Origin of the sequence: Priestia sp. BR_2, from assembly GCF_041954005.1 — a bacterium.
GTDB classification, from domain to species: Bacteria; Bacillota; Bacilli; order Paenibacillales; family Paenibacillaceae; genus Paenibacillus_AQ; species Paenibacillus_AQ lautus_A.
The window spans coordinates 72,779-87,878 of sequence record NZ_JAVFHM010000328.1; the positions used below are offsets into that span (position 1 = coordinate 72,779).

Sequence of the window (15,100 nt, forward strand, 5' to 3'; positions counted from 1 at the left end):
GCTTTTTCTCATAGCGGATCCGTGAATCCGGGCCCAAATGAATGCTTGAATAATATGGATGGCGGGGCTATAATCACGTGTGAGTAATCGAGTTACCGGAACTTGGAGCCAACATTTATACGATCGGGAGTGAAGCAATCTATGATTAAAGCAGGCGTGATGGGAGCGGGCGGCATGGGCGCCGTCCACATTAAAAATCTTCACGGGAACGAACATGTCCAGCTGGCCGCGATATGCGATACGAATGAAGCGTTAGCCAAACAGCAGGCCGAGCTTTACGGTGCGGCCTATTATACGGACGGCAGCACGATGCTGGAGCAGGAGCCGCTCGATGTGCTGTATGTCTGCATCCCGCCCTTCTGCCATGGCGACATTGAAGAGCAGGCAGCTGCCAAGGGCATTCACCTGATGGTGGAGAAGCCGCTGGGACTGGACGTCGAGTCCGTTCGCCATAAAGCCAAAGTCATTGCTGAAAGCGGAATCATCGCCGCCTCCGGTTACTGCCTGCGGTACCTGGATACGGTGGCGATCGCCAAGGATTTTCTCAAGGACAAAAAAATCGGCATGGTCCGCGCCCACTACATCACAACGCCTGTGCCGACTCCATGGTGGCGCAAAAAGGCATTGTCCGGCGGGCAGCTGGTTGAGCAATCCACGCATACCATGGACTTGGTCCGTTACCTGTGCGGCGACATCACCCGCCTGTATGCCGATATGAAACTGCTGCTGGTCAATGACATCCCGGATCTGGACATTCCGGATGTGGGCGCCATCCAATTCGTCCTGGATTCCGGAGCCGTCGGCCATATGCAAACCGGGTTTATCCAGTTCGATCACCGCAGCGGCATCGAGATTATGGGCCGGGATTTCCGGGTCGTCCTGGACGGAACCACGCTCTCCATCGTAGACAAGGAGAAGGAAGTGGTGTACCGCAGCAAGACGGACTTTTACAAAAATCTTACCAATGCCTTTATTGACGCCATTCGGAGCAATGACCCGAGCCTGGTGCTGGCATCCTACGAAGACGGCTTCAAGACGCTGGAAGTGACGCTGGCGGCCAATGAATCCGTCGAGACCGGTCAACCTGTAACGATTCAGCCATAATGCAATAAGGGCGTTCTCGCGGTCTGCAGACTTTGAGGACGCCCTTTTACTTTTCGTTTAACAACAAGTTTCGTTCTGTTCATGCAGCGCAGTAAGCTGCCGCTTCCCTGTCAGAGGCTTCTTTCCGCTTGCGCTATCACTGGGAGCGTGAAGATGCCGGGTTCCACTCTTATAATCCAAGCGAAATGTATTTTACCTCCAGGAACTCCTCCATTCCGTAATGTCCGCCTTCCCGGCCGAGCCCGCTCTCCTTAAAGCCGCCGAACGGCGCTTGCGCTGTCGAAGGCACCGGATCATTCACGCCTACAATCCCGTAATCCAACGATTCGGCAATGCGTACCGCTTCACCCAGATTTTGCGTAAATACATAGGCGGCCAAGCCATACGGACTGTTATTGGCACGCTGCACGGCTTCGTCTATCGTTTCGAAAGTGGTAATCGGCGCAAGGGGGCCGAAGGTCTCCTCGTTCATGCACTCCATGTCGTCCGTAGCGTTCATGATGACCGTGGGCTCCACATAATTGCGGCCGAGCTCGGGCAGGGCTTGACCGCCTGCCAAGACGATGCCGCCTTTCTCTTTCGCATCCTTGATCTGTCGTACGACTTTATCCACGGCTTCCCGATTAATCAAGGGACCGATATCGACCCCCTCCTCCATTCCGCTGCCCACCTTCAATTGCTTGACAAGCTCAGTAAACTTCGCAGCGAATTTCTCCGCGATCCCTGCCTGAACATAAACCCGGTTGGCACATACGCAGGTCTGTCCCCCGTTGCGGAACTTGGAAGAAATCAATCCCGCAGCCGCTTGATCCAGGTTCGCCTGATCGGTCACGATAAACGGGGCATGGCCGCCAAGCTCCAGCGATATTTTCTTGACGTTGGCCGACGCGCCGGCCATCAGCTGTTTCCCTACTTCGGTGGATCCCGTAAAAGACAGCTTTCTAACCCGGCAGTCCTCTTGCCACACGCCGGAAATGTCGCTTGAAGACCCGGTTACGATGTTAATGACCCCGGCTGGAATGCCGGCTTGATCCGCTAGCTCCACCAGCTTGATCGCCGTGAACGGCGTCTCGCCGGAGGGTTTGATCACCACGGTGCACCCCGCCGCCAAGGCCGGCGCTACCTTACGTGTAATCATGGAGGCCGGGAAATTCCATGGCGTGATGGCGGCAACGACGCCAACAGGCTGCTTCGTTACAATGATGCGCTGGCGGCTGGATGATCCGGGGATGGTCTCGCCGTAGATTCGCTTGCCTTCTTCCGCGTACCATGCCACGAAACTGTTGGCATATTGAATTTCGCCCGCCGCTTCCTTCAGCGGTTTCCCCTGCTCCGTGGTCATAATCCTTGCCAATTCGTCCGTATGTTCCGCGATCAGCTCATGCCAGCGGCGCAGCAGCTCTCCCCGCTCGTTCGCCGTTCTGCGGGACCATGCCGGAAAAGCATCGGCGGCCGCATCGACGGCAAGCCGGGCTTCCTTCTTTCCGCCTTTGGATACGGTACCGATAACCGTGCCGTCCGCCGGGTTATATACATCCATCTGCTCCTCGGTCTGAATCCATTTTCCCGCGATATAGATTTGATTTTGAAACATAAGAATGACCTCCTAATCGATTCTTCTAAGCTGCGATTATTCGATATCATGATTAACTAACATCTATTTAACGTTAGGGTCTGTCAGCCTATTATCCGATATCCACTTACCCTAATGCAAAAAAATAAAACACCGGAGCTTCGTCAAGAAACTCCAGTGCTTCCATATTCATAGCTTAGCGTCCGTCTATTTAACGGCTGCGTCTACTTCCGTGATCATTTCGGATACGGATGTCAATCCGCCGCCGGACAGATACCAGAAGTCAGGGTTCAAATACACGATGTTGCCCTCTTTCGCGGCATTGGTTGTGTTGACAAGTTCGTTCTCGACAACCGCTTTGGCGCCTGATTCTCCTTCACCCGTGGCTACCGCTGCACCGCGGTCCACAACAAAGAGATAATCCGGGTTCATCTCAACGATGTATTCATTGGAAATATCTTTACCATGCGTACTCACTTCAATGTTAGGATCGACGGCACCGAAACCGAACACGTCATGCAGAATGCCGAAACGGGAGCCTGGGCCGTATGCGCTGATTTTGCCTTCGTTCGCCAGAATGATCAGGGCTTTCTTGCCGGTTGCAGTAGCTTTCTCATTCAAAGCCTTGATGTTTTCGTCGATCGTGGCAAGCTCTTTTTCAACTTCGGCTTCTTTACCGAAGATTTGACCCAGCGTATTCATGTTCTCTTTGAAGGATTCCATGTATTTGCTTGTGTCCACGCCCAGGAAGATCGTCGGGGCAATTTTGCTGAGTTCCTCGTATGCATCCTGCTGTCTGCCGGAAATAATGATCAGATCCGGATCGATGCTGTTGATTTTCTCAAAGTCAGGCTCTTTCAGGCTGCCCACATTCTCATATTTCTTGTCTTCGAATTTGGACAGGTATGCCGGGATATTCGCTTGCGGAACGCCCAATACCTCAACGCCCAATTTATCCACGGAATCCAGAATGCCAAAATCGAATACGACGACGCGGGAAGGATTTTTCTTGACAGGCGTTTCGCCCAGCTTATGGGTAATCGTGATTTCTTCGGACGAAGGCGGCGTTTCTCCCGCAGCGTCGCCTCCACCCGCACCGCTAGTTTTAGCGTCCTGCCCACAAGCCGCGAGCACAAGCGTGAACATTGCTACCATAAATAAAGCCAACCATTTTTTCATTCCTAACACCCCATTTTTAATATTTAAAATCTTTATGATTCAACATATATTTGAATTTATGGTTGAATATGTAATTCAATTTGAACAGAGGAAACTATGCCGTCCTTTGACCAAGGCGGCCTAGTCCTTGTGCAGGGAGTGAAGCTCGCACGCTTCATCAGCATCTCCCGGAGTCCATATCATATTTTCGAATCCCGCTTATCGATTAACCGTAGTATACGCACACCCGATTGTCGTTAATCTCTTCGATCTCGATGTCCATGTCGTAGATGCCCCGAAGAACATTGCTCTGAATGATGTTCTCGGTTTTCCCTTCGCTTTCAATCGCTCCGTCCTTCAATGCCACGATGTAATCCGAATAGAAGGAAGCGAAGTTGATGTCATGAATCACGATCACGATCGTTTTGTTCAGGTCGGCGACAAGCTTTCGGAGAATCTTCATAATCTGTACGGAGTGTTTCATGTCCAGATTGTTCAGAGGTTCATCCAGCAGGATATACTCCGTGTTCTGGGCGATGACCATCGCGATATAAGCACGCTGGGTCTGACCGCCGCTGAGCTGATGAAGATATTTATGCTGCATATCCTCAAGCTCCATATAGGAGATGGCTTCATCCACGAATTTCTCGTCTTCCGCGTTCAATCGGCCTTGGGAGTATGGAAAACGCCCGAAGGATACAAGCTCGCGCACCGTCAGGCGGAGGCTGATATGGTTCGATTGCTTCAGAATCGAAACCTTCTTCGCCAGGTCCCCGCTTTTCCATTGGCTGACCTCTTTGCCGTCCACCGTAATTTGACCGCTGTCCTTGCCCGTTAGTCTGCTTATCATGGACAGCAAAGTACTCTTACCGGCGCCGTTCGGGCCGATAAAGGACGTAATTTGACCTTTCGGGATCGTAACCGACACGTTATCAACGACCTTTTTGCCGCCATAGACTTTCGATACGTTCGTAACCTGGATCATGCTTTACTCTCCTTTAGTAGCAGGTATATGAAGTAAACGCCGCCGATGAAGTTGATGATGACGCTTAGCGTAGTAGAGAACGTAAACACCCGCTCTACCACCAGTTGACCGCCCACCAAGGCGATAATGCTAATCAGAATGGACGCCGTGATTAAGTGTGAATGCCGGTATGTTTTCATGAATTCATAAGCGACGTTGACCACAAGCAGTCCAAGGAACGTGATCGGTCCTACCAATGCGGTGGCCACCGAAATGAGAACCGCGACAACGATCAGAAGCCTCTTCACAACGTAATCATAGTTTACGCCAAGGTTGATCGCCTGATCACGACCCAGCGACAGCACGTTCAAGTACTTGGCAAACCGGGCAAAATACAGCAGGGTCAGCGCAACGACAATGACGGACAGGATGAGAAGCTCGGTCTTCACATTGTTGAAGCTGGCAAACATCTTGTCGGACACGTACTGGAACTCGTTCGGATCGATCAGCACTTCCATAAAGGAAGACATGCTGGAGAACAGGGTTCCAAATATCATGCCGATCAGCAGCAGGAAGTAAATATTGTTTCCTTCCCTCTGAAACAAAATCTTATATAGGATCCCGGCGAACAGGATCATCGCGCCGACATTGATCAAAAAGTTAACATTGCTGCCCAGTTTATACAGCGTGAAGGAGCCGAAGACAAAGATCACGGTCGTCTGGATCAGGATATACAAGGAATCCAATCCCATCACGCTTGGCGTCAGTATCCGGTTATTCGTGACCGTTTGAAACACCGTGGTAGACAGAGCGATCGCCCCGCCGGTCAGAATAATGGCAAGAACCTTCTTGATTCGTCTTGGAAGGGCGTAATCCCAATTGCCGCCAAGATCAATGAACAGAAAGACTGCCACCAGGATGATTGCCGCCGCGGCCAACAGGCCGAGTTTGGCTTTATAAGTCATAAGCCTTTCTCCTCATCAGTAAGAAAATGAATATACCGCTTCCGAGTACGCCCACGGTCAGACTAATCGGAATTTCATAGGGATAAATGATGATCCGGCCAAGGATGTCACAGAACAGTACGAACCCGGCCCCCAGCAGCGCGGTATGCGAAAGGCTTTTTTTCAAGTGGTCCCCTAAGTACAGACTAACAATATTAGGTATGATCAGACCAAGGAACGGAATCACGCCGACGGTCAGCACAACGGAAGCCGTAACCAGCGCAACGATGACCAATCCCAGGTTCACGACTCGCCGATAATGAAGTCCCAGGTTGGTTGCGAATTCCTCTCCCATTCCGGCTACCGTAAACTTGTTGGCAAACAGGTAAGCCAGAATCACAAGCGGGATACTGAGATACAGCATTTCATATTGGCCCTTCATGATCATGGAGAAATCGCCCTGCAGCCAAGCCGACATATTCTGTATAAGATCATATTTGTAGGCAAAGAAGGTCGCGACCGAGCTGACGATATTACCGAACATAAGCCCTACCAGCGGGATGAAGATCGCGTCCTTGAACTTGATCCGATCCAGTATCTTCATGAAGATAAAGGTTCCTGCCAGTGCGAATACGAATGCCACGAGCATTTTGATAAGCGGGCCGCTTGTCGTAAAGACGAGCATGGCAACCAAGATCCCCAATCTGGCGGAGTCCATAGTGCCCGCGGTCGTCGGCGATACGAACTTGTTGCGGCTGAGCTGCTGCATGATCAATCCGCAGATACTCATGCTGACTCCAGCCAAGATGAGGCTGACAAGCCGTGGAATCCGGCTTACAAGCATAATATGCTGTTGTTGTTCTGTCATCGAGAACAGTTCCAGTGGCGAGATATCTTTAACTCCAATAAATAACGAGATTATGGAGAGTACCACAACGGCTGCGAATAAGTATCTAATCTTCATGGTTCTTCCTTCTATGCGTATGTCTGTCGAAACTCCGGCAGTCAGCAATTCCCCAACCATTCTCATTGAGATTGATTATCAATTGCGTTCTGATATGGATTATATCATTCTCATTCTCAGTCGACAAGTATAATTGAGAATCAAAATCATTTAATTTGTTCATCCAAGTATCATTTGTTCATGATTTGTTCATAATATGGAGTTTCGCAGAGATAAACTTTATATCACCGAGGCTGAGCCGCTTGGATTCGCGGTTCCCAAAATACATACGTATGTAGAAGCTGATTTAATTCTCAGTAACCGGGTATAAAAAATATAAATTAACTTTCCTTCGAAGCGTTGACAATCCCTCTAAGTTATATTAATATGCTAACATAATTATTATTTCTAACTAAACGTAAGTTAATGTGGAATGATAATTCAACGACAGCAATTCAACTCAACATGCATATTTGCTTGAATTAAAGGACATCTTTGTTATCAGGCTTATGCAAACATGATTACATCAGGAGGTTTTTTTCAATGTCTAAAGATTTTTCAGCAGCACTTAAGCATCGCCGTTCCCATTATGCCATCAGCAAAGACCCGGTCATTTCCGACGAACGCATCCAGGAGATTGTTAATGAAGCCGTTAAATATACTCCGTCTTCTTTCAACTCCCAAAGCGCACGCGTCGTTGTACTGCTTGGCGAACAGCATGACAAACTGTGGAACCTGACCGAAGGCATTCTGAAAGAGGTTGTCGGAGACGAAGAGGCTTTCAAATCCACAGCTGAAAAAATGGGTGCATTCCGTGCTGGATACGGCACTGTTCTCTTCTTCGAGGACAATAACGTAGTTGCCGACCTGCAGCAAAAGTTCGCGCTGTATGCCGACAATTTCCCTGTTTGGTCGAACCAATCCAACGGCATGCTGCAATTCGTGGTATGGACGTCCCTCGAGGCAGAAGGCCTGGGCGCATCCCTCCAGCATTACAACCCGTTGATCGACGAGAAAGTGAAGTCCGAATGGAACATTCCGGAAAACTGGAAGCTGATCGCTCAAATGCCTTTCGGCAAACCGGTTGCAGATCCGGGCGAAAAAGAATTTGCGCCGCTTGAAGATCGCGTGAAGGTATACAAGTAAGCCATAGCCGGCCTAAGCCGCCTACCCAAGCCCTGAGGATTGGAATAGGCGGCTTTTTTATGGTGCCCTGCCATTGAAAACCTGCCGGCAAAACGATACAATAACACAGGAAGCAGGCCTTTCGCCTTCTGATCTTCGGAAGTTCTTGGAGCCGGCTTGATACCAACTGCATATTTGATGTTTGGCTGTACTAGGGGTGCCATGTGCTGAGAGACGGCGGACCGCCGTTAACCCTTATCACCCGATCTAGATCATACTAGCGTGGGGAAGTGTAGCATTTATGTTTATTTCTTTGCGTAGGCATAACTGCACTTCTTCATGGGGTGCGGTTTTTTTGCGTGGACTTATACAATGGGGAGGAAAAAAATTTATGAATGAGCTTGTTTGCGGAACCAGCCGGATCGTGGGTTGCCGGTTCTCGGTATTTCCCATGACGGATCGGTTCGTTGAAGTGATCACGGAAGCGCTTCGTTCCGTGGATTCGGAAAAGGTCTGGATCCAAACGGATGATGTAAGCACTTGTATTCGCGGACGTGCGGAGCATGTGTTTGATGTGACGAGAGCAATATTCGCTTATGCCGCGGCTAGCGGCGTGCACACGGTGTTTAACGGTACTTATTCTATCGGCTGCCCAGGCGATACGGATGCCGATGCGTATATGAATGAGGATTCGACCCGCTTAAACCACGATATCGGGGAACGCGCCGATATCGAAACGGCCTGCCAATTCGCGCTTTACCCGATGGGTAGCGCCAATTACATGGATGTCATTTACGCAGAAGTGGATCGTGCGAAGGCAGCGGGCACATTCGGTGGAAGCGTACATTACGCCAGCCGATTGGACGGAGCGTTGTCCCGGGTGTTCGGATCACTCGAAGACGCGTTCCAACATGCGATTCAATCCGACAGCAGCCATCTGGTCATGACTGCGGTGGTTTCGGCCCACAGCCCATCCCCCAAAGCCAAAGCTTAAGGTCCTTTCCAACAGATAAAGGCCCGGCACGCGCCGGGCCTTTATCAATTGCAGGCAAGAATATTGACGGTGTTTAAATCCAAGCACTCAAGATGATTACGAGCAGGATAAAGAGAACCAATATAGTTCCTACTGAATTGCCCCATGCGCCGCCGTATGCTCCGCTCATGAAGATCCCTCCTGGATTTAAAAGAATGACGTGAGTTAATCACGTTATTATCTTATTGCTTATGGCGGGCGAGCGTCACGGCTAATGTACCCCCCTCTTTTTTTATGCAGGGCTTATTTATTCCTCATAACCGACCAGCAGCCTGCCTCCGTACGGGCTGAGCGCTTCCTCCGTCACTGCAATAAGGTCCGCAGGATCGTCCTCCCGATAAATCGCCAGAAGCGCTGCCTCCAGTCGATCCCCCATAGCTGGGCTATAGCGGTTGAATAAACGAAACAGCATCTTCCCTTCACCCGTCCACTCCCGGTTTGCCCTCAGCACGAATTCGCATAGAGTCGACGCTATTTTGTGTACAGTAAACCATTTTTCGCCTTCCCTGCGGGGACTTGTCAAGTCCAGCAAAAACTCGGTCAGGATGTAGCGGTATTCGGCAATATCGCTCGACGACAAGGGCATGGGGCCGTAATTCAAATCATTCCGGGCATCCGCCCGCACCTCTTCTCCCTCAGGCAACGAACGCAGCACCGTACCTTCGGCGACCATCCGCTGCAAAGACGGATTCGCCGCCAGCACTCCCTCGTCGAAATATTCGCGATAGGAGGATAAAGACAATATGAATATTTCCGCGATCCAGCCATGCGCCTCGATCGTCTTCCTGCTGAAGTCATATCCGTCCCGTTCAATGACGATGATGTCCAGATCGGATTGTTCATTATATTCACCACTGCTCGCGCTGCCGCCAAGTACGGCAAGCAAGCAGTCGGGATAATTTCGTTGCATGACGCGTATCGCTGCCTCCGTCGGTTCCAGTCTCATGGCCGTTTTCCTCCAGTAATTCTCTCATCCGCCACAAAAAAGGGCTCAAAATATTAAATTCAACGAAAACCCCAAACGTACCTGAATCATATGGTAAATAAACGATTACCCGCATTGACGATAAGGAAGAAGGGATAGATGAGATGAATTACATTCACATGCTCTCCAGATTAGGCATGGGCAGTGCCCACCCGGGAGGATTCGAGGCAACCCTCAGAATGCTGAAGAATTATCCCATTCAACCGGGCAGCCGCATTTTGGAGGTAGGGTGCGGAACCGGCAGAACCGCCTGTCATCTTTCGGAGATGGGTTATCAAGTGACCGCCATTGACCTGAACGAAAATATGATCAAAAAAGCCCGCGCAAGAGCCGAAGCCATGGGTATGGACGTGGAGTTCCTGCAGGCGGATGTATGCGCGCTGCCTTTCGAAGACAACCGGTTTGATCTGATCATGGCCGAGTCCGTCACCGTATTTACGGATACCTCGAAATCGCTGCCCGAATATTACCGCGTTCTGGATCGCGGAGGCGTCCTGCTGGACAGGGAACTGCTGCTGGATAAGCCGATGCCGGAGCCGAAGCTTAAGGAGCTGCTCGAATTCTTCGGCATTCCTAATCTGATGATGAGGGAAGAATGGGCGGGGTCCCTTTTGTCTTGCGGTTTTAAGCAGGCTGAATTTTTGGAGTACAACCACTTCAACGAGCAATTAAAGGAAGAGCAAACCCGTCATCTGGATGCGTTTGAGCAGCGCGATAAAGGACTCCTGTTCGATGCTGCGCTCTGGGAAACGCTGTTCAAGCATGACCGCATGATTCTGGATAATACGGATTATCTCGCTTCCGTCTTATTTCGTGCGGTGAAATAATCCGGCTTCATCTCTATGCATCAAGAGGGGATCTGCATATGGCTATGCTTCCCCTCACTCCCATCACATTCAGTTCTTTCGACCTAATTCAACACTTTTTGTCAATTCGTTATATCTAGTTTAGCCCGTCGATGCTATAATCATGGTAAATATATCCTATGTTGTTGAGGAGGACTCATTCTTATGGCATGGTTCAACAGACTCCCTATGTCTCAAAAAATCACCGCAGCCTGTTATCTCATTGCCGCTTTGTTTGCGGTACCCATGCTGCTTGCGTTTATTCTGATGGGTAAAGCAATCATTGGCGTGGTCATCGTCGTGGTACTAACCGGGCTTACTTTTCCTCTTTCTCGCCTCATTGAGAAAACGCTTACGAACTCCTTCGCGGAAATCTCCAGCGTTTCCGCCAAAATCGCCAAAGGCGACTTCACCTTCCAGGTGGAGGAGGTGGGAGGCATGAACGATCTGAGCAGAACCTTCAACAGCATGGTGGACAAGCTTCGCAAAATATTGCAGGAAACCTCGGATATCACCCGTCAGGTGATGACGTCAAGCTCAAGCATCTCGATTAAAAACCAGGAGCTTATTCAAGTGATGAATCAAGTCTCCCTTTCCTCCAACGAGCTGGCCGTCGGCGCCAACGAAATTTCGGAAGACGTATCCGAAATGACGCATTCCATCCGTGAGATCGAAGAGAAGGTCAGCAATTATACGCATTCGACTCAGGAAATGAATACCCGCTCGATCGAAACGCTGGGACTGGTTGAACAAGGAAGGGATTCGGTAGCCAAACAGTCAGCAGGGATGCAGCGAAACATTGAAGCGACAGCCAAGGTTTCAGAATCCATCGATGCGTTAGCCCAAAGCGCCAGGGGAATCACGAAGATTACGGAGACGATCTCAGAGCTTGCCGATCAGACCAACCTGTTGTCCCTGAACGCATCCATCGAAGCGGCCAGAGCTGGCGAGCATGGCGCAGGCTTTGCCGTTGTCGCCCAGGAGGTGCGTAAACTGGCCGAAGAATCTACGTCTTCAACCCGGGAAGTATTCAATCTCGTTCGGAGCATCGAATCGGACATCAAACACGCGTCCCAAAACATCAAAATCAATGAGGAGGTCGTCAGGCAGCAGACCGAAATGATCCGCGAAGCAGAGCTTGTGTTTATGGAGATCGTAAACAGCGTGCAGTATATTTCGGAACAGATCGCCGCTTTCTCCAAGGAAAGCCAGTCCATGCTGGATAGCGCGCAGAGCATTTCTTCCGCGATTCAGAATATATCCGCGATCACGCAGCAATCCGCTGCCGGAACGGAGCAAGTGTCGGCCTCCATGAACGAAGGCATCTCGTCGATCCAGAAGATGGCTGAAGAAGCGGAAGCGATGAATAACGCCGTTTTCCGGCTGCAGAAAACCATCAATATTTTCAAATTTTAAGCAGCGAAGCAGTCTACATAAGCTCGCATTTATAGTAACTAAACTTAAAGGCCAAGAATCTATCGAGATTCTTGGCCTTTTTATCATCCTTCCTCTTGATGCTCGCTCCATAACCGCGCGAAGTTCACAAGCCGCCCTTCCTCAAATTCGGCGCGGTAAATATCAGGCAATGTGGTTCCCAGCCAAAAATGATAATCGAAGCGCTCATCATAATGCTGGAGCATGAGTGTCATGATATCGCCGTGCGTCCCGATCGCTACCCGCTTGCCTCCATATGCATTCAAAATTATCTCGAAGGCCCGGATCGCACGGCTTTGCGCGGCTTTACCGGATTCTCCTCCCGGGAAGGAGAAGGCCGAATCCTGGAACAGTTTCTTTTTGGCATCAAGGAAGGAATGTCCCTGCAAATCGCCGGCCATCCGTTCTCTTAAGTCCTCCTGCTCCGCAATCGGTAATCCTAAAGCGTCCGCCAATGGTTGGACCGTGTCCTTCGCTCGCTGATAAGGGCTCGACAGGATCGCGTCAATCCCTTCATCCAGCAGCATCTCCTTCACTCGCTCCGCAGCATGAGATCCCTGCGCCGACAATTCACGAGACCGTTCCTTCCCCTCGATAAATGGGGATTCCGCATGTCTCACAAAATATATAATCGTCATTCTTCGATCCCCGCTTCTGGATTCGTCTCTAATTCGGGCTCCATCATCATCTCGACAAACGGCGTTAACGGCAGCAATCCCAGTGTGTCAATCGGAATCCATTTGGCTCCCAAGGAGTCTTGACCGTCACCGTCCGTTTGGATTCTAGCTTGATCATCCAGCAGCTCGACATCATAAATAATGCCGATATGATGCAGCTCTTCCATCTGATTCGCTTCATACTGATACACGATCGTATAAGAGACGGCCGTCCGAATGCTTCCCTTAATTGAACCAAGTCCGGTCTCCTCCATAAATTCGCGCTGAAGGGTATGCTCCGGCTCTTCGCCGAACTCGATCGAGCCGCCCGGTAAATCCCACTTCCCCTTATGCGGCCCTCTCGCTTTCTGGATCAACAGGATATGATCATGCTGAACCAGTATTCCATAAACGCCGAGATGCGTATGTTTCACCATGGTCCATCCCCTCCCTTTCTCGCAGTGAAGGTCATCCATTGACTTCGGAAAAGAACGTCTCTCCCCTCCTTCACTTCTTGAATATCCTGCTGCACCTGCCGCCTCGTTAAGATTTCCCATTCCGAATACAGCTCATCAAGGATGGAAAAGGCCCTTTCGGTCGACAGATTCAACTCGATTAACCCCTTTTCCTCCAAACCAGTCTTCCGATCGATTTCCTTCACTTCCGTACTCATCATGATGCAGTGAATGCCCTGGTCCACGGTTCCAGCCTGCATTTGTTTGACCTTACATACGAAGGCTTCTTCCGAGCTCAAATGCTCCAGGCATGAACAGGTAATAATGTAGTGATAAGTCGCCTCGGCAATTTCGTAATGCTCTACGTCTGCTGCAAGTGCCTCGATGCTTGAGCTTACGCCGTACAACGCGGCATACTGCACCAGCTTGTCGATAGCCGATGGCAGCAAATCCACGCAGATGACCTGCCCGTTCCCCGATTGGATCCGCTGCGCAACCGGGATACTGTTACGCCCGACGCCACATCCCAGATCCAGTACCCGCAGATCCGGAAAGGGCAATAAGTCCAAATAATCCAGAACGGTCTGAACGGGCTTGGCTAACCAGCTCCCAGGTTCAAACAATACGGCTTCTTCATACAATTTCTCGTGATACGACTTTTCCTTTTCACGCGCTCGGTCGAATATGTTCAATGTTATAACCCCTTGTTTCTGCCGTTATCAGCCGCTTTCTAACAAATTCCACATAAGAATGCCTAAATCCTTGCCGATCGTATCTCTTACTCGGCAAACTCTAATCTAATCCTCGATGATCGCTAAACGCGGCCACTGATCCTTCCATTGTTTCTTGCGTACCCGTTCCAAGTAATAGCCCCGTTTATCAAAGTTAGGACTTCTTCGAACCCGAAGCGCGAATAAATCATCCAATCCGTAAGGACAGCAAAGCTCAAGCTCCCCTGCGACGTTCAGTCTGGCCCCGACCGCGGTGGCCGTCTCCGGCCAATGGGTTAGCGCTGCATGGGTTGAATGATAGGGCTCGTCTCCATTCTTGGCATGCATTCTGGCCTGATTCTTGACCGACCATTTCGGGTTCGCCGTCGAGGTCCTTAAGTGCAACTCCAGGGCAGCATCCCGTTCTTCGGACACATCATCCGGATCGAAGTAAACGACATCGATATCGGTATGCCGGTCCGTCCCGTCTAATCCATGCAGGATGTCCCATACATAATTTCGAATGTAACCCGCGGCAATATAACATTGCGGCAGGGCTAAATCCCGAACGATGCCCAAATCCGCCATCAATGGCTTGTGCTGCCTTATGTATTCCTTTAACCGTTCCTCTAACATGCCTTCACCGCCCATGAATGGTTGATATGAATCCCAGCTTGCTTGTAATCGCGTCGTCTCCAGGTCCCTCACGTTTACGAACCCCGCCGAATATGCGCGAGTATGCCCCAGAGAACCTTGATCCGTGTAAAAAAGCATAGACCGCTTCACGAGGAAACCGGCCTATGCACGCTTAGATAAAACTATTATATTCCAAATAATCCCTGACTTCTAGTCCTTCCTTGGTATCGGGAAGCTGCTTACACAGCCGCATCCACCCGCTCCTGCGATGCCCCGTCGCAGCGCTTGCACACTTTCAGGGCAGTCCCGTCCGATTTGGTCCGAGGATACAACAGTTTGGTCCGGGTACTCTTGCACACCGGGCATGTGCCGCGCGCGCGGGTCGGTAAGTGCCATAAGGATTTGCCTCTTTTTTGTTTTGCCATTTGCCAGATCCCCCATTCCATAGATTCATTATCGTCACTCTTACATATATGAAAGGGTTCGGCATAACATGTCGGCAGCTCCCATGGAATCTTGCATTATACAACAAAAA

At 50.4% G+C, this 15,100-nt stretch carries 17 protein-coding genes and 1 riboswitch; of the genes, 5 read left to right on the forward strand and 12 right to left on the reverse strand.

What is annotated here, in order from left to right; all coding sequences use genetic code 11:
- The first annotated feature begins 141 nt into the window (after window positions 1–141).
- The gene (locus RB298_RS28455) at window positions 142–1,104 is read left to right on the forward strand and encodes a Gfo/Idh/MocA family protein (protein WP_486049695.1); all 963 of its coding nucleotides are present in this window, start codon (window positions 142–144) and stop codon (window positions 1,102–1,104) included.
- Between the two features lie 169 nt (window positions 1,105–1,273).
- Here the strand turns inward: RB298_RS28455 and RB298_RS28460 are convergent, their stop codons facing one another.
- The 5 genes from RB298_RS28460 to RB298_RS28480 all read right to left on the reverse strand — a co-directional run bounded on the left by RB298_RS28460 (window position 1,274) and on the right by RB298_RS28480 (window position 6,707).
- Complete coding sequence (locus RB298_RS28460; protein WP_486049697.1) at window positions 1,274–2,698, reverse strand: NAD-dependent succinate-semialdehyde dehydrogenase; 1,425 nt, start codon at window positions 2,696–2,698, stop codon at window positions 1,274–1,276.
- Window positions 2,699–2,884: 186 nt separating this feature from the next.
- Window positions 2,885–3,856, reverse strand: coding sequence for a siderophore ABC transporter substrate-binding protein (locus RB298_RS28465; RefSeq protein WP_452516126.1), 972 nt, complete (start codon window positions 3,854–3,856; stop codon window positions 2,885–2,887).
- A 205-nt stretch (window positions 3,857–4,061) separates the two neighbouring features.
- Window positions 4,062–4,820 (reverse strand): iron ABC transporter ATP-binding protein, encoded by a 759-nt coding sequence (locus tag RB298_RS28470; protein ID WP_009589818.1) that lies wholly within the window; start codon window positions 4,818–4,820, stop codon window positions 4,062–4,064.
- Window positions 4,817–5,764, reverse strand: a complete 948-nt coding sequence (locus tag RB298_RS28475) for an iron chelate uptake ABC transporter family permease subunit (RefSeq protein WP_009589942.1) — start codon at window positions 5,762–5,764, stop codon at window positions 4,817–4,819. The genes RB298_RS28470 and RB298_RS28475 overlap by 4 nt, the downstream gene beginning before the upstream one ends.
- A complete protein-coding gene (locus tag RB298_RS28480; RefSeq protein WP_015736422.1) occupies window positions 5,754–6,707 on the reverse strand; it encodes an ABC transporter permease in 954 nt (317 codons plus the stop codon). The genes RB298_RS28475 and RB298_RS28480 overlap by 11 nt, the downstream gene beginning before the upstream one ends.
- A gap of 522 nt (window positions 6,708–7,229) precedes the next feature.
- On the opposite strand from RB298_RS28480, the gene RB298_RS28485 reads away from it, so the two are divergent.
- Window positions 7,230–7,832 (forward strand): nitroreductase family protein, encoded by a 603-nt coding sequence (locus RB298_RS28485; protein ID WP_009589776.1) that lies wholly within the window; start codon window positions 7,230–7,232, stop codon window positions 7,830–7,832.
- Window positions 7,833–8,014: 182 nt separating this feature from the next.
- A riboswitch (TPP riboswitch) is annotated at window positions 8,015–8,117 on the forward strand.
- Between the two features lie 85 nt (window positions 8,118–8,202).
- Entirely contained in the window at window positions 8,203–8,805 is a 603-nt protein-coding gene (locus RB298_RS28490) for a YkoF family thiamine/hydroxymethylpyrimidine-binding protein (protein ID WP_096776760.1), read from the forward strand.
- Between the two features lie 73 nt (window positions 8,806–8,878).
- Here RB298_RS28490 and RB298_RS28495 read toward each other — a convergent pair whose 3' ends face one another.
- Both RB298_RS28495 and RB298_RS28500 read right to left on the reverse strand, forming a co-directional pair.
- Window positions 8,879–8,974, reverse strand: a complete 96-nt coding sequence (locus RB298_RS28495) for a sporulation protein YjcZ (protein ID WP_486049701.1) — start codon at window positions 8,972–8,974, stop codon at window positions 8,879–8,881.
- A gap of 117 nt (window positions 8,975–9,091) precedes the next feature.
- Window positions 9,092–9,790 carry a nucleotidyltransferase domain-containing protein gene (locus tag RB298_RS28500; RefSeq protein ID WP_192571225.1) on the reverse strand — a complete coding sequence of 233 codons (699 nt, stop codon included), beginning with the start codon at window positions 9,788–9,790 and terminating at the stop codon, window positions 9,092–9,094.
- A gap of 143 nt (window positions 9,791–9,933) precedes the next feature.
- Here RB298_RS28500 and RB298_RS28505 point away from each other — a divergent pair, with 143 nt between their 5' ends.
- Window positions 9,934–10,656, forward strand: a complete 723-nt coding sequence (locus tag RB298_RS28505) for a class I SAM-dependent methyltransferase (RefSeq protein ID WP_096776762.1) — start codon at window positions 9,934–9,936, stop codon at window positions 10,654–10,656.
- 183 nt (window positions 10,657–10,839) lie between these two features.
- Window positions 10,840–12,090 carry a methyl-accepting chemotaxis protein gene (locus RB298_RS28510; protein WP_015736427.1) on the forward strand — a complete coding sequence of 417 codons (1,251 nt, stop codon included), beginning with the start codon at window positions 10,840–10,842 and terminating at the stop codon, window positions 12,088–12,090.
- An 83-nt stretch (window positions 12,091–12,173) separates the two neighbouring features.
- Here the strand turns inward: RB298_RS28510 and RB298_RS28515 are convergent, their stop codons facing one another.
- The 5 genes from RB298_RS28515 to RB298_RS28535 all read right to left on the reverse strand — a co-directional run bounded on the left by RB298_RS28515 (window position 12,174) and on the right by RB298_RS28535 (window position 14,990).
- Window positions 12,174–12,746 (reverse strand): histidine phosphatase family protein, encoded by a 573-nt coding sequence (locus RB298_RS28515; RefSeq protein ID WP_452520487.1) that lies wholly within the window; start codon window positions 12,744–12,746, stop codon window positions 12,174–12,176.
- Window positions 12,743–13,201 (reverse strand): NUDIX hydrolase, encoded by a 459-nt coding sequence (locus RB298_RS28520; protein WP_096776764.1) that lies wholly within the window; start codon window positions 13,199–13,201, stop codon window positions 12,743–12,745. Before RB298_RS28520 ends, RB298_RS28515 begins: the two co-directional genes overlap by 4 nt.
- On the reverse strand, window positions 13,195–13,911 hold the full coding sequence (locus RB298_RS28525; protein ID WP_192571224.1) for a class I SAM-dependent methyltransferase: 717 nt from the start codon (window positions 13,909–13,911) through the stop codon (window positions 13,195–13,197). Before RB298_RS28525 ends, RB298_RS28520 begins: the two co-directional genes overlap by 7 nt.
- Before the next feature lie 105 nt (window positions 13,912–14,016).
- Window positions 14,017–14,565: a nucleotidyltransferase family protein gene (locus tag RB298_RS28530; protein ID WP_096776843.1), complete on the reverse strand. Its 549-nt coding sequence runs from the start codon at window positions 14,563–14,565 to the stop codon at window positions 14,017–14,019.
- A gap of 239 nt (window positions 14,566–14,804) precedes the next feature.
- Window positions 14,805–14,990 carry a hypothetical protein gene (locus tag RB298_RS28535; protein WP_081746334.1) on the reverse strand — a complete coding sequence of 62 codons (186 nt, stop codon included), beginning with the start codon at window positions 14,988–14,990 and terminating at the stop codon, window positions 14,805–14,807.
- Between the last annotated feature and the right edge of the window lie 110 nt (window positions 14,991–15,100).